General features: G+C 38.3%; 15 protein-coding genes. 10 read left to right on the top strand and 5 right to left on the bottom strand.

Annotated features, from left to right (window positions below; all coding sequences use genetic code 11):
- Positions 1 to 403: 403 nt before the first annotated feature.
- The gene (locus tag FTU02_RS03500; protein WP_180155838.1) at positions 404 to 673 is read right to left on the bottom strand and encodes a hypothetical protein; all 270 of its coding nucleotides are present in this window, start codon (positions 671 to 673) and stop codon (positions 404 to 406) included.
- Positions 674 to 1,026: 353 nt separating this feature from the next.
- On the opposite strand from FTU02_RS03500, the gene FTU02_RS03505 reads away from it, so the two are divergent.
- Positions 1,027 to 1,518: a hypothetical protein gene (locus tag FTU02_RS03505; RefSeq protein WP_180155840.1), complete on the top strand. Its 492-nt coding sequence runs from the start codon at positions 1,027 to 1,029 to the stop codon at positions 1,516 to 1,518.
- 113 nt (positions 1,519 to 1,631) lie between these two features.
- Here FTU02_RS03505 and ybaK read toward each other — a convergent pair whose 3' ends face one another.
- On the bottom strand, positions 1,632 to 2,099 hold the full coding sequence (ybaK, locus tag FTU02_RS03510) for a Cys-tRNA(Pro) deacylase (RefSeq protein WP_180155911.1): 468 nt from the start codon (positions 2,097 to 2,099) through the stop codon (positions 1,632 to 1,634).
- A gap of 154 nt (positions 2,100 to 2,253) precedes the next feature.
- Between ybaK and FTU02_RS03515 the strand changes: the two genes are divergently transcribed.
- The 7 genes from FTU02_RS03515 (at position 2,254) to FTU02_RS03545 (ending at position 9,127) form a co-directional block, all read left to right on the top strand.
- Entirely contained in the window at positions 2,254 to 3,147 is an 894-nt protein-coding gene (locus FTU02_RS03515; protein WP_180155841.1) for an acyl-CoA thioesterase II, read from the top strand.
- Between the two features lie 90 nt (positions 3,148 to 3,237).
- Complete coding sequence (locus FTU02_RS03520; protein ID WP_168378667.1) at positions 3,238 to 3,873, top strand: CDP-alcohol phosphatidyltransferase family protein; 636 nt, start codon at positions 3,238 to 3,240, stop codon at positions 3,871 to 3,873.
- A 47-nt stretch (positions 3,874 to 3,920) separates the two neighbouring features.
- Positions 3,921 to 5,675: a bifunctional alpha/beta hydrolase/class I SAM-dependent methyltransferase gene (locus FTU02_RS03525; RefSeq protein ID WP_180155843.1), complete on the top strand. Its 1,755-nt coding sequence runs from the start codon at positions 3,921 to 3,923 to the stop codon at positions 5,673 to 5,675.
- Positions 5,676 to 5,693: 18 nt separating this feature from the next.
- A complete protein-coding gene (locus FTU02_RS03530) occupies positions 5,694 to 7,046 on the top strand; it encodes a phosphatase PAP2 family protein (RefSeq protein WP_180155845.1) in 1,353 nt (450 codons plus the stop codon).
- The gene (locus FTU02_RS03535; RefSeq protein ID WP_111884314.1) at positions 7,043 to 7,471 is read left to right on the top strand and encodes a hypothetical protein; all 429 of its coding nucleotides are present in this window, start codon (positions 7,043 to 7,045) and stop codon (positions 7,469 to 7,471) included. The genes FTU02_RS03530 and FTU02_RS03535 overlap by 4 nt, the downstream gene beginning before the upstream one ends.
- 61 nt (positions 7,472 to 7,532) lie before the next feature.
- On the top strand, positions 7,533 to 8,183 hold the full coding sequence (locus tag FTU02_RS03540; RefSeq protein WP_180120382.1) for a lysophospholipid acyltransferase family protein: 651 nt from the start codon (positions 7,533 to 7,535) through the stop codon (positions 8,181 to 8,183).
- Entirely contained in the window at positions 8,183 to 9,127 is a 945-nt protein-coding gene (locus FTU02_RS03545) for a phosphatidate cytidylyltransferase (RefSeq protein WP_180155847.1), read from the top strand. Before FTU02_RS03540 ends, FTU02_RS03545 begins: the two co-directional genes overlap by 1 nt.
- Before the next feature lie 445 nt (positions 9,128 to 9,572).
- Here FTU02_RS03545 and FTU02_RS03550 read toward each other — a convergent pair whose 3' ends face one another.
- Positions 9,573 to 10,778 carry an alkane 1-monooxygenase gene (locus tag FTU02_RS03550; protein WP_180155849.1) on the bottom strand — a complete coding sequence of 402 codons (1,206 nt, stop codon included), beginning with the start codon at positions 10,776 to 10,778 and terminating at the stop codon, positions 9,573 to 9,575.
- A gap of 181 nt (positions 10,779 to 10,959) precedes the next feature.
- On the opposite strand from FTU02_RS03550, the gene FTU02_RS03555 reads away from it, so the two are divergent.
- Positions 10,960 to 11,910, top strand: a complete 951-nt coding sequence (locus FTU02_RS03555; RefSeq protein WP_180155850.1) for an AraC family transcriptional regulator — start codon at positions 10,960 to 10,962, stop codon at positions 11,908 to 11,910.
- A gap of 4 nt (positions 11,911 to 11,914) precedes the next feature.
- Here FTU02_RS03555 and lpxB read toward each other — a convergent pair whose 3' ends face one another.
- Positions 11,915 to 13,087 carry a lipid-A-disaccharide synthase gene (gene lpxB / locus FTU02_RS03560; protein ID WP_180155852.1) on the bottom strand — a complete coding sequence of 391 codons (1,173 nt, stop codon included), beginning with the start codon at positions 13,085 to 13,087 and terminating at the stop codon, positions 11,915 to 11,917.
- A gap of 106 nt (positions 13,088 to 13,193) precedes the next feature.
- Positions 13,194 to 13,454: a helix-turn-helix domain-containing protein gene (locus FTU02_RS03565; RefSeq protein ID WP_180155854.1), complete on the bottom strand. Its 261-nt coding sequence runs from the start codon at positions 13,452 to 13,454 to the stop codon at positions 13,194 to 13,196.
- 387 nt (positions 13,455 to 13,841) lie between these two features.
- Here FTU02_RS03565 and FTU02_RS03570 point away from each other — a divergent pair, with 387 nt between their 5' ends.
- Entirely contained in the window at positions 13,842 to 14,738 is an 897-nt protein-coding gene (locus tag FTU02_RS03570) for a sulfite exporter TauE/SafE family protein (RefSeq protein ID WP_180155856.1), read from the top strand.
- Positions 14,739 to 14,781: the final 43 nt, after the last annotated feature.

A 14,781-nucleotide genomic window follows, 5' to 3' on the forward strand; every position in this document is an offset into this window, starting at 1 on the left:
ATGTATTTAAAAATTAATTTTTTTGATATGAACTTTTCTGTTTTTATTTATACAATTTTCTGAAATGGAACTAAATGATAATTTTCTCATTTAGCATTGAACAAATAAATCATATTGCTTATTTTTTAGCCGAATTATCACATTGTGCAACTTAAACTAAAAACCCATGTCTTTTACATGGGTTTTTATATTCTGCTTTTAACCAAGCTTTTATTTAAATCAAGGAACGAAATGTGCAGTTAAATTTTAATCATTGAAGACTTTACTAACACCATACTGGCCATACATCCTTATTGCCAATTAGCATGTATTTCATAACAAACACCTACTGATTTCTGATCTATATCTTCTATTCAGACTGGTTATACAGCATGAATTATGTACTCCAATGATTTGGTTGAAATCAATCAATTGATTTAACAACCCAATCCAAAAACTTGTGCTTATCAAAAAAGTCTGGCGCAGCATTCGCAAATATACTTTTTTCTCTGTTGTTAAAGATACCTTTGTAATAAAAAGACCTATCTGCGGTAAATTTTGACTCTTCCCCTTCATGCAATTCTCTAAAGAAGATCGATAACTGCATAAATCGACTTTTAGACGCTAAACCATGTTTTTCTAATACAAAATTATAGATTTGCTCAATAATCGCTTTCGAATTTGAATAAGGCATTTTGTTGTCTCTTAATTTGATCACACTTTCAAATTACAGCTTTTAAATTAAAATACAACTGTTTTAGTCGGATTTTAAATACCTATTTTTTATAAGTATTTTTATAATTAAACACCTTTAAGTGCTATTAATGAATCAACCTCTAAACATGAAGTTTTACTAAATTCTACTTCTGCGACTACAAACATTTTCGTTATTCAAAGCTAAAGAAACAACAAAAGTGTAGTCTTAGCTAGAACTTCCAAATTAAAAATAATCAGTTGGAGTGAATTGATCAGTATTAATATGCACAAAATACGTATTAACCAAGATTAAAATGTTAAAAGTTTTAGCTGAACAAGGACTTCACCTAGATGTATATCAAAATTTTAAAGTTTATAAGTATTCTCATTTTTAGCAGTATTTTAACAACAGGATGTAAATCTTCACCGTCTCCTCAGCAAGAATTAGATGTACAGGCAAATTTTTTCCCGTCTATGTTGAGAATTGATGGAAATCTCTTTGCCTTAGCGAATCAAACACCTCCTAATGATTTAACTATGGAATTATTTAAATCAACACTACTCAAAGCAACTATGTTGAGAAAATACGAAGTTGAAGCCAAAAATAATTTTAGTTTAGAAAAAAATAGAAATCCAATTGAGCTGAATTCAATGTGTTTGATGACAAAATTTCTTCTAAATAAATCATATATTCAAAAAGCTAATCTCAATCCTGAATTTTATGAAGATATTTATAGTTGGATTAAAACAAAGAATAGTTCTTGGGAAAACCTACTTAAAGAGACTAAACCCGGAGAGTTCGAATATTCATGTGTGATTTCTCCTTCAAATATCCCCAATTAAGATGTGACATTGAACCAAAAAGCCGCTTAATGCGGCTTCTGTTATTTTATAGATTATGAAGTGGAAGGTATTCCCTCTAAATTCACTTAAATTTAAGTAGTCAAAAACCGCACTTAAACATCTATCACATCAGCAAAATTTGCACCCAAAACTTTTGCTAAATCTTCGGGTTTTAAACCAATATCCAAACCACGCTTACCGCCACTCACATAGATTTTAGCTAAGTTCTGTGCAGAAGCATCGATCACAGTTTTTAAGCGTTTTTTCTGTCCAACTGGACTAATACCACCAACCAAATAACCGGTTAAACGCTCTGCATCTTTTGGGTCAGCCATTTTGAGTTTTTTACAGCCAAATGCTGTAGCCACTTTTTTCAAATTTAGCTGATATTCAACTGGCAATACGGCAACAAAGTAATTTTTATCGTCCGTAACCATCAAGGTTTTAAAGACTTCTTCGACCGTTAAACCAAGTTTTTCCGCAGCTTCTAAACCAAAACTTTTTACTTCTGGGTCATGGTCATATTCATGAATTGTAAAGTCGATTTTATTAGATTTTAAGAGTTTACATGCAGGTGTCATTGCTTTTTCGTCATTCCATTCGGACAACTAGGAAAACTCGATTATAAGCCTATTCTAGAAAGACCGGCGAAGACTTTTATATTTTTCATGAACACGACTTGTGCAATAAGTTTGAGTTGAATACATTTAAACAAAGCTAAAATTTTAAAAAAATATGACAACGCTGACTCAAGACCTCATCCAATTATTATCTGTAGTGCCCAAAGATCAGGGCTACTTTTTGGCACAGAGCAAACCTCTGTTTGGTGACCATATTTTTGGTGGGCAATTACTTGCTCAGAGCATAGTCAGTGCATCCTATACCTGCACACTCCCACTTCACTCTTTACATGCCAACTTTATTTCTGCGGGTCATGCAAATCAGCCCGTCTTATTTAAAGTCGAAAATTTACGTGATAGCCATAGTTTTTCTACACGACAAGTGACCGCCATACAGCATGGCAAACCAATATATATGGTGATGTTGTCCTATATGAAAAACGAAACGGGTATGGAGTATCAAATACCCGAACCAGATCTGATCCAACAGTTTCCACCAAGTATGCTCAAAGAAGAGCAATTCCATAAAGCGCAAATCCAATCATCTATTTCACCTGAATATCTGGCCACATTTTTACAGCCTTTTCAGCTTATATCTAAACCAATTGAATACGTGCTGACAGATTTGCCACCTTCCGGTCAAGCTTCTGTCTTAAATCAAAATCAATATGCAGAATATTTAAAACTCCATGATGCCTTGGATGCACAATTTGACCAACTTCATATACATCAGGCCATTGCAGCATACTATTCAGACTATAATTTATATTCTGCGGCGCTCAAAACACATGGTTTAAATTATCTGTCTCCTGAACTCATCGCAACTAGTCTTGATCATTCGATGTATTATCATCATGCCTTTCGGGTGGATGATTGGGTTTTCTATGACATGAATACCACCCGAACCTCCCAATCACGTGGGCTTAGTCATGGGCAAATGTGGCAAGATGGAAAATTAGTCGCAAGTACTACACAAGAAAACTTAATGCGTTATACAGGCGAATCTTGAGGCCTGTGACAATCTTTAACATTCAAATTCTTGTTAAGTTAAGCATCAATCGTATAAAATTCATGCAAATCATACCGCTATAACAATAATATGCCTTCGATCTACCAGCTTAAGCCTGCATTTCAAAACCTGCTTCGACCTTTGGTTAAATCACTTCATCATCTTGGTATTACAGCAAATCAAGTAACACTACTGGCAATGTTCATTTCGCTAGCTGTGGCATTTTTTATTTATATCTATTTTTCTCACAACGGTATTGGCATTTTACTGTTGATTTTCCCCGTGTGGATGCTTATTCGAATGGGCTTCAATGCCATAGATGGCATGCTGGCACGTGAGTTCAACCAACAATCCAAACTCGGTGCTTTTTATAATGAATTATGTGATGTGATTTCCGACTCAGCACTCTATTTTAGTTTAATTTGTTTTGCTTTTATTCAAGCTGAATTACTTATTTTAACCTGTTTTCTCGCCATACTTGCCGAATATACCGGTGTGATGGCGCCATTAGTGGGGCAAGAACGTCGTTACGATGGTCCAATGGGAAAAAGTGACCGCGCTTTTGTATTTAGCATCATCTGCGTCATCATCGTAACCTCTTCTATATTGAATGTTGGCTTAAATACATTGTCTCTTATCTGCAATAGTATTTTGATTATTACCATCTTTTTGTTATTTATTACGATTTATAACCGCATTAAAAATAGCATTATCAACCCACAATAAATTTCAGTTTAGATCGTCAGTCGATTCATTATTTTGAGAACAACACAATGTATAACAATACTCAGCATACCTTTACGAGCCATGATGGAACATCCTTGTTTTATCAACATTGGGAAAATAGCAGTTTAAAAAGCAACCGTAAGAAAAAAGCGGTGATCTTATTTCATCGTGGCCATGAACATTCGGGACGAATGGCGCATTTGGTCAATGAATTGAATTTGCCTGATTTTGATTTTTTCGCTTGGGATGCGCGAGGTCACGGCAATACCCCAGGTGAACGTGGTGATGCACCTAGCTTTTCTGCATGCGTTCAGGACATTCAATATTTTATTCAGCATATTGAACAAACTTACCAAATTCGATCAGAGAATATAGCGATCGTGGCTCAAAGCGTTGGTGCTGTTTTAGCCGCGACATGGGTGCATGATTATGCCCCTAAAATTCGTGCTTTATGCCTTGCCTCGCCTGCATTTGACATCAAACTCTATGTGCCTTTTGCAAAACCTGGCTTAACACTCCTCAACAAATTCGCTGGCAACTTTTTTATTAATAGTTATGTCAAAGCCAAAATGCTGACGCACGATACTGCACGTGCGCAAAGTTATGACACTGACCCGCAAATCGCTCGGGCCATATCGGTCCGTATGCTGCTGGGTCTATATGCAGCGTCAGATCGAATCGTTAAAGATGCACAAAATATTTTTGTTCCTACTCAAGTCTTATGTTCAGGATCTGACTTCGTGGTGCATCAAAAACCGCAATTGGCGTTTTATCAAAAACTTCCTCATCCAATGAAGGAATTTCACGTCTTAGACGGTTTTTATCATGATACTTTGGGTGAAAAACATCGCAAAATCGCCACAGATAAAATCCATCGCTTTATTCAACAATGTTTTAAACAACCCTATTCCGCACCTAAACTTTTAGATGCCGATAAAATTGGCCCGAGCTGTGCTGTTGCAGAAACCTTAAGTTCAACGCTTCCAAAACACTCTTTAAAACATGCATTTTGGAGCTTAACCAAACAAAATCTTAAAATTGGTAGTCTCTTTTCTAAAGGTTTAAAAATTGGTGAAGATACAGGATACGACTCTGGCAGCACCTTAGATTTTGTCTACAGAGATCAATCAGAAAGCCAAAATGCTCTCGGTAAAATCATCGATCGACAATATTTAAATGCGATTGGTTGGCGTGGTATTCGCGTTAGAAAACAAAATATTGAAGCGCTATTAACGAAATATGCTTCTAAGTTAAATGATGCCCAACACGCAGTACGGATTATGGATATTGCAGCAGGTCATGGCCGTTATATTTTAGATGCTGTACAAAAACTGCCTGAGCATCCTGAATCCATCCTGCTTAGAGACTACAGCTCGATCAATGTACAAGCAGGTCAAGTAATGATTGAGCAAAGAGGTTTAAGCCAGATTGCCAAATTTGTAGAAGCGGATGCCTTTGATACCACATCACTAGCCAGTGTTGAACCTAAACCGACTTTAGCCGTGGTCTCAGGTTTATACGAATTATTTAGTGATAATGATTTGCTTAGACAGTCTTTAACCGGCTTAAGTCAGGCCATTGAGAAAGATGGTTATCTCATCTACACAGGTCAAATTTGGCATCCGCAACAAGAGTTTATCGCCCGTGCTCTGACCTCACATCGCCAAGGAGATGCATGGGTCATGCGTTTACGCTCACAAGCCGAGATGGATGCCTTGGTTGAGCAAGCAGGATTCAAGAAAATCGATCAAGTTATTGATGAGTTTGGTATTTTCACCGTTTCCGTTGCACAAAAAATTTAAGCTTGGACGGTCAATCTTATGCATAAACTGGATCCGGAAACAGGAACTTGGAAATACGGCCTACTGTGTTTGGCATTTCTGGCACCTTTTTTCTTCTTAAGTTATGGTTTTGCCAATCAATACGCTGCGGGTTTAGCGTCTGTACCTGTTATCGTCTTTGAATGGGAAAAATATATTCCACTTTGGCCATGGAGTATTGTGCCTTATTGGTCGATTGATCTGTTCTATGGATTGTCTTTATTACTTTGTTGGAATAAGTTTGAATTAAAACAACATGTCCTGCGACTATTTTCGGCACAAATCCTTTCAATCAGCTGCTTTTTACTTTTCCCGCTACGTTTTAGCTTTGAGCGCCCCGAACTCACAGGTTTTTTCGGGCTGTGGTTTGATGTCTTGATGGGCTTTGATAAACCGTTTAATCAAGCACCCTCTCTGCATATTGTGCTACTGGTGATACTTTGGGATTTTTTCCGTCGGCATAGCACAGGTAAGCTAAAATATCTGGTAGATGGTTGGTCCTTTTTGATTGGTCTCTCAGTTCTAACCACTTGGCAGCACCATTTTATAGATATTCCAACAGGTTTATTGGTCGGTGCCTTATGTTTATGGCTATTCCCGATGGCTGGCTCTGCGCCATGGGTTCAAAATAAACAAAGTCGGCTAAGCTTAAAGCACATTAAAATCGGCATCCTTTATCTGTTTGCTGCCTTATTGTGTAGCGCAATCGCACATGCAAAAGGTTGGTGGCTTTGGCTGCTCTATCCTGCAAGCAGTCTGCTTTTAGTTTCGTTTGCATATTTATTCAATCGTCCCCATTTTTTTCAAAAACTCAGTCATGGTGATATGACCATTGCTGCAAAAATATTGTTTGCGCCTTACTTTGTATTTGCTTGGATCAATAGCCGAATCTGGACCTATCGCCATCCTGAAGATTCTAAAATCATCAAAATCAATCAGAGTTATATTTATTTAGGTCGCTATCCGTCCAAACACGTCATGCAGCAATATGATGCTTTACTCGATTGTTGCGCAGAATTACCCACTTATCCAAAATGCTCCTATGCTCAAAACTTGAGTTTGGACCTGATTCCTTTACAGGCCAATCAGCTACATAATGCTGTAGAGTCTTTAGAACTATTCTTGAAATCTAATAACAATGATGAAGCACAAAACATCTTGGTCTTCTGTGCTTTGGGATATTCACGAAGTAGTGCTGTAGTTGCCGCATTATTATTGAAACAACATCCTGAATATTCAGTCGAAGATGTTTTACGGATTATTCGCCATAACCGTCCTTGGGTTGTGCTTAAAACACCGCAAATAAAACATTTAAATACTTATCGTTTAAAACTTAAAGGACTTGCACCATGAATTTACAACTTGTGGTGCTATCAAAGTTGTTGCAATCCACCACTGGATTGCTCATTTCAGCTTATGTAGCAGCGATCCTCACGCTCTGGCTCATCATCCAGTTTGGCAATGTGATGCTATTCGATTTGCTATATGTAGTGATTTGTCTAGTTTTGCTTGGAATACAACATTATTTAAGCCTGAGAATCAAATTTGATTCGGCACTGTTAGCCACTGTCGCTGAATACAGCCAAACCCAAAGCCTAGAACAAACCACCAAAGAGCTGGACTTAAGTTTAATTAACCTAAAATTAATGCCTACAAATAAATGTGGCCGCGCATGGGAACTACGTGAGTTAGGTTGTCTGGCTTTATTTAAATGGCAGATCTTTGTGCTTTGCTTGCAATACATCGCATTCATCTGCATATTTTTACTGTATAAATAATTCACAATAATTTGAAGCCATGCCAAATCCATTAGACACTTCAAGGAATGCTCACTCACCAATGAAAGGTAATTTTTTAAGCCGTTCAATTGCTCGCTATATTGCCTTTCTCACTCGTCGTGGTGCGCGGCTGCTCACGGGCGCGCGGAGTCTGTGGGTCGGGTGCAAACCAGTTATGAAACAGCGTATTTATTATGCAAATCATAATAGCCATATCGATTTTATTTTGCTTTGGTCCTCTTTACCGACAGATCTCAGACGGAAGACGCGTCCTGTAGCTGCTTCGGATTATTGGTTAAAAGATGGCTTTCGACGTTTTCTCATTCAAGACACGTTTACTGGCGTCACTATTCAGCGAAATCGAGAGCAAAATCAAGATCCATTAGAACCGATCAAAACCGTATTAGCTCAAGGTGACTCGATTATTTTCTTTCCTGAGGGTACTCGAAATTTAAATGATGACGTTGAATTATTAGAGTTTAAAAGCGGCTTATTTCATCTCAAAAATCAATTTCCTGATGTTGAAATCGTGCCTGTGTGGATCTCTAATTTAAAACGTGTCATGCCTAAGGGTGCGCTTATACCATTACCTCTTTTGTCTACCGTTATATTTGGTAAACCTTTAGAAGCCCATAATGAACAGAGTAAAACTGAGTTTTTAAACTACGCTCAGGAAGAACTACTCAAGTTAAAAGCATTGGAGTATCAATAATGGAATTCACCAATGCGCAAATGACCTATGTATTGTTTGGTATCTTTGCAGTTATTTTGATTATTGCCTCAACCATTGGCTCCATTTTAAAATTTAAAGCGGGTTATGCACCTGCACCAGTTATCGACAATTTAAATGCGCGGATCAATGCATGGTGGGTCATGTTGTTGGTACTTGGTGTAGCAATTTCATTAGGAAAAATTGCTTTTGTGATCCTGTTTGCATTGATTTCACTCTTTGCTTTACGTGAATTTATCAGCTTACTTCCAACCCGTCGCGGTGATTATCTTCCGTTGCTGATCGCTTTTTATTTTGTCATCCCTTACCAGTATTACTTGGTGTATATCGACTGGTATGGGCTATATTCGATTTTTATTCCGCTGTATGTATTTCTTCTTATCCCTATCGCTACACTCAAAGCCGAAGATACCACGCGATTTTTAGAACGCAGTTCAAAAATTCAATGGGGTTTAATGATCAGCGTATTCTGTATTTCGCATGTGCCTGCGCTATTAAATCTCAAACTTCCCGGATTTGAAGGTGAAAAAATTTGGCTAGCGATCTGGTTGATCATGGTGGTACAAGCCTCCGATGTCTTACAATATGTCTTTGGCAAGCTATTTGGAAAGCACAAAGTCGCACCGATACTTTCACCATCTAAGACTGTTGAGGGGTTAATCGGAGGCATTGCTTTAGCTACTGCTCTAGGTGTTGCCATGTCATGGCTTACACCCTTCAGCTATCTACAGGCTGCATGTATTGGTTTTATTGTTTGTATATTCGGTTTCTTTGGTGGTCTTGTCATGTCAGCCATTAAACGCGATCATGGTGTAAAAGATTGGGGACAACTCATCCAAGGCCATGGTGGCATGCTCGACCGAATTGATTCCATCTGCTTTTCTGCACCGATTTTTTTCCACATTTTGCGCTATTGGTGGTCTTAAGAAGTGACTAAGTTTCAAATAGAAAATTTGGGATTTTAAATGATGTTACGCATGTAGAATTAATTTCACATTTTAAAAATGATTTTTAAGTCAATGCGACGGTGTCTTACATCTAAGGATTGAATAAAGATCTTAGCCTTCGGCTGGAGATACTTTTGTTTCGGCAAAATGAGAAGCGAAGCTTCGAAAGGAAACCATCTTGCGGTGCAATGCACCTCACCGACAAAACTCGTTCACTAACGTCTAATTATTCAAAGAATCGCAGAAACATTTTTGATTACAATAAGTCTTGTCTCAAACAATTTCGGATGACGTTACCGTGTATCGTTCTTTTATTTGAATCAACGTGCACTTCTGATGTTACTGCGTAGCATCGGTTAATAATACACACAATAAAAAAATCCCAAGCAAACAAGCTTGGGATTCTTCTCATCAGGTATTCGATTTAAACGACTGAAATTGCAAACTTTTTAAAAATACTTGCACGACGTTTAGGATGAATATTGGCTTTAGTTAAATCACCTTGATAGTGATCATAGACACGTTTATCCATCATCTTAAACCAAATCGATGGGACTAAAGCAGGAATTAGCATAGTGGCATAGCCGCTAGGCAACTCTGGCGCTTCATCAAAATGTCTTAATGCCTGAAATGGACGAGTCGGATAAGCGTGATGGTCTGAATGTCGTTGTAATTGATACAAAAATAGATTGGTCACAATATTATTATTATTCCAACTATGTTCAGGCATGGTGCGCGCATAACTTCCATCCGTTTTTTGCTCACGCTTCAGGCCATAATGTTCAATATAATTAATAATTTCAAAAAGGCTGATTCCATAAAAGGCCTGTGTAACTAAATACGGTGTCACGCCTTTACCAAACATTTTCAGCATCGAGGCATGAAAACCTGCACTCATCGCCCAACCATGAAACAGTTCATTGTCCTTCGAAAAGAAACTTAAACCTTTACGTTTTAAACGTTGTTTTTCAATCTGTACCGCCGATTTAATTCCACCAAATACAGTGCGTGGCCAAAACTCATAAAAAGTTTCGCCCATTTTTGAAGATGCAGGATCTTCAGGCGTTGCCGCACGTTTATGGTGTCCATATGGATGTTCTATACGGAAATGGCTATAACCTAAAGGTGCGAGCGTCGCATGTGCCCAGTAGTGGTCTTTTTTATGTGGTCGATGGCAGAGTTCATGTGCTGTATTTACGCCAACACCATTAATGGCACCCATCGAAATCCCAAGTAGAACTTGATCTAATAATGAAACATCTTTACGGGTAACCACATAGCCTGCAAAAGCGTTCGCTGCCATTTGCAGTGGAATAAATAATTTGACGATCCGATCATAATAGGGATCATTCACTAAAACTTTGATGTCATCATCTGTCGGGTTATTGGCATCATCACCGATCAGTGCATCCAGTGCAGGAATAATGACATGCAGTAGAAGCGGCCCGCCCATGGCAAATAGTTTTTTTGTCGGTTTTGGACCAAAATGATAACCCGCCAAGATCCCCATACCAATGACTGGTAAACCTGGACTCAATAGCCAACCATAACGTTTTTTATCTAAAACACTACAGATTTTGCTTTCTAACTGAGCGAGCTGCTGTTCATTTAATTTTACTGGTGCATTCATGCGCTAGACTTCCTTAATTACTTCTTCTGTGTTTATATTCGTAAAATATGGGCAGCCAGAACAGTTTTAAGCGTCCAAAAAAACTATGCTATCGTCTTTGGCATTTAAGGATAAATGTTGACCTTTAAGCACATAGTGACCATCTATAAATACAAAATTAATATGAGTAAATATTTGAAATATGGATGCTTTAAGTAAAATTTTTGATGATATTCATCTCCACCGATCTGAATATATTTATTTGAGATCAAAGCATCCTTGGGCTTTTCATTTTCAAGATCACAATGCCATGGTTGCGTATGTGGTGATTCAAGGTCAGTGTGTTGTGCATATAGATCAAGAGCAGGTCTTACTTGAAGCTGGCGATCTTTGCCTTATTCCCTCAGGGCAAAATCATTACTGCAAATCTATACAGTCTGATGTCTTGGTTGAGTCAATAAACATCACACCACTGTTTCAAGAGCAACGAAATAAAACCATTGAATTAAATTCTGCCGAATCTCATAAAGCAGAGGAATTATTTGTACTAGCGATCCGTGGGCATGTCGACAGCATTATGGCAAAGCCCTTAGTGAATGCACTCCCCACGCTATTGCATACACCACACATCATGAGCAGTACCGCACCTGAATGGTTGCAAATTGGCTTACATTTTCTGGCCGTTGAAGCGCATCAGATCCGTCCAGGCCGCGACAAAATTTTGGATCATCTGGTGAGTATTTTATTTATCGAATGTGTGCGTGATTATATTGCAGCCTTGTCAGATTCAAGCAGTTGGTTGCATGCCTTGAGTCATCCTGAATTATCCAACGCTTTGGCCGCGATTCATGAAAAACCGCAGCATGCTTGGACCGTCGAAAGTTTGGCAGAACAATGTTGTATGTCGCGTTCTAAATTTGCCAGTTTATTTACTCAAATGCTCGGTGAATCACCACTCGCCTATTTGCAGCAACATCGTTTGCGACTGGCAACACAGCACTTACAAACGGGGCAACTGACTATTCAGCAAATTGCCCATCGTATCGGCTACTCATCTGAAACGGCATTTAGCCAAACTTTTAAAAAGTTTTATGATCTAACACCGAGCCAGTATAGACAGCAGCATCAACTCGCAAAAACTGAGTCACCTTAAAGGTTTAATCTAAAAGCTTTAAAATCGCTTCCACAGGGTTTTCACTGTTGCCTGAAAGCAGTTGTTTATGCATGGTGATGTGCTGCATCACTTGAATTTGCGATTTTTCAACATCCATCAAGCTTTCAATTTCTGCTGCTAATTTTTCAGGCGTTGCATCATGTTGGATGAGTTCCTGAATCACTTTTTTGCCCGCAATAATATTTGGCAATGAATAATACGGAATTTTGATCAGCAATTTCACCACATGATAGGTCAGCCAATTTAACTTATAAAAAGTCACCATTGGACGATGTAAAAGCATCGCTTCTAAGGTTGCCGTTCCTGATGCTAAAGCGACAATATTCGATGCGTTCATCACCTGACGGCCAATTTTAGATTCCGTATCGTTGTTTTCCATCAAGCGAACTTTGGCTTGTAATGCTTCAGGGTACTGCTTGAGCAACAATTCGATTTGCTGTTTACGTGCATCATTGATTGCAGGAATCAGGAACACATAGTCTGGATGCTGCTCCGTCAAAATCTGTGCGGCGGACAGTACCAAAGGCCCCAAACGCTCAATTTCACCGCGACGGCTGCCCGGAAGTAATGCAATATGTTTTTGATGCTCATCTAAGCCTAACTCGTGTTTAGCTGCAACGAGTGGATTATCTAAAGGCAACTGACTTGCCAATGGGTGTCCGACAAATGCAGCCGGAACTTGCCATTTTTGAAAAAATGCTTTTTCGAAAGGAAATAAACAAAGAACTAAATCGATACTCGCCTTGATGCCATGTACACGCCCTTGACGCCACGCCCATACTGAAGGGCTGACATATTGCACTGTTTTAATTGGTAGCTGTTTTTGCTTTAAGCTCTTAGATAAACGCAAATTAAAATCCGGTGCATCTATCCCTACAAAAACATCGACAGGGTTTTCAGTCCATTTTTCAACCAGACCATCACGTACAGCAAAGAGTTTTTTAATATCTTTTAAGACTTCAACAATCCCCATCACCGATAAAATATCCATCGGATAATAGCTGTTAAAGCCTTCTGCAATCATTTGCGGACCACCAATGCCTTCAAATTCCGCATCAATCCCTTGCTCTCGAAAACTACGGATAAGCTTGGCGCCTAATGTATCCCCCGATACTTCCCCAACCACGATGCCAATTTTAAGTTTCCGATTTTGCAAAAGTCTGTCCTTTTAACTCAATTTTCTTTAGCTATAGATTCTATACGAGTCCTTCGCAAAGTTAATAGATTTCCCAAAAAAAGCTGCACGTCTTTAATTCACCATTTTAGAAATATTCATCACTGCTACTTAGCTGCTGATTAAAATTTTTCCGCCAATGGTTCGGATTTGTGCCGTATTTATTCTTAAACATTTTACGAAATAGCACTGCGGTATTAAAACCAGAGGCTTCCGCAATTTTATCAATTGAGTAATCCGTCACTTCGAGCAATTCAGCCCCACATCGCAGTCTTTCATTATTTAACCATGTGACAATAGGTAGTTTTGACGCATGTTTAAAATGTCTAGTTTGTGTCCTTCTACTCATATTCGAATAATGGCGAAACCTTATCTTTTTAAGGAGTATAGATTTTGCAGGAATGGACTTTAAGTTCACAGTCGCATATATCGATAAATAACTAATTAAAGACTAGGAAAATAAACCTACGGTGCGTTTTTTGGTATTAGATATGCATTTCAGATAGTCATCACCTTATATTCTAAATACATGATTTCACTGCAGCATAATCTCCATTTGAACTATCAACCAGTTGAGAAAGCCGAAATCAATAACTTAGCTTAGTAAAAATTCATGTATTTCCAAATTAAAGACACTCTTTATCTATTTTTTTCACAAGCAAATCACTAATCGAGACAACGACTTATATCAATTAGTCATAAGATATGCACGTTTTTTGATATTTGGCATTCAGCGATGGTCGGTCCTTTAGAGTTCATTCTGGCAGGTGTAATTGTAGGTTTCTGCGTAGGTATTACCGGCGTTGGCGGTGGTTCATTGATGACCCCGATCCTGATCAGCCTGTATAAAATTGAACCCCATATTGCGATCGGCACAGACCTACTATATGCCGCAATTTCAAAATTTTGTGGTTCTTTAGTTCATGCACGTAAAATGAATATTGTATGGACCATTGTTATTTGGCTTGCAGTCGGCAGTATCCCTGCGTCTTTTGCGACCCATTGGGTACTTGAAAACTATCTCAGCCAATCGACACATTACAAAACCGTCTTAACCATGTTTTTAGGTTTTATGCTGACGATTACAGGGATCTCAATTATTTTCCGTGGTCATATCGAAAAATTCTTTAATAAATTTCGAAAAACTGATCAGTTGGATGATATGAGTGCTGATCTGGAGCGTATCAATTTCCAAGCTAAAAATAAGCGTGCATATATCATCATCATGGGCATTATTTTAGGCGTATTCGTTACCCTATCGTCTGTTGGTGCAGGTGCCTTCGGTATTATGGCATTGGTACTCATGTTCCCTAATTTACCAATGATTCGAATTATTGGTTCAGACGTCGTACATGCCGTGCTTCTTACACTGGTTGCTGGCTTGGGTCATATGAGCTCAGGTAATGTCGATTTTCATTTATTGGGTTGGTTATTGGTGGGTTCTATTCCCGCGATTGTGGTCGGAACTTTGATCAGCTCACGTTTACCTGAAAAAGTCATTCGTAAAGTCTTAGGCATTACCTTGTTTGTTTTAGGCATGAATTTCATTATTAATCCAGTAAAATCAAAACCTGTTGAAAAACCAACAACTGCAATGTTGATCGCACCAATAGTAAATAGTCAGCAGGTTTAAATTAACTGCCCGATTCATCACTTTTTTTTCAGAGACTTATTGA

It is taken from the genome of Acinetobacter sp. YH12045 (assembly GCF_013419925.1).
Taxonomy (GTDB): Bacteria; Pseudomonadota; Gammaproteobacteria; order Pseudomonadales; family Moraxellaceae; genus Acinetobacter; species Acinetobacter amyesii.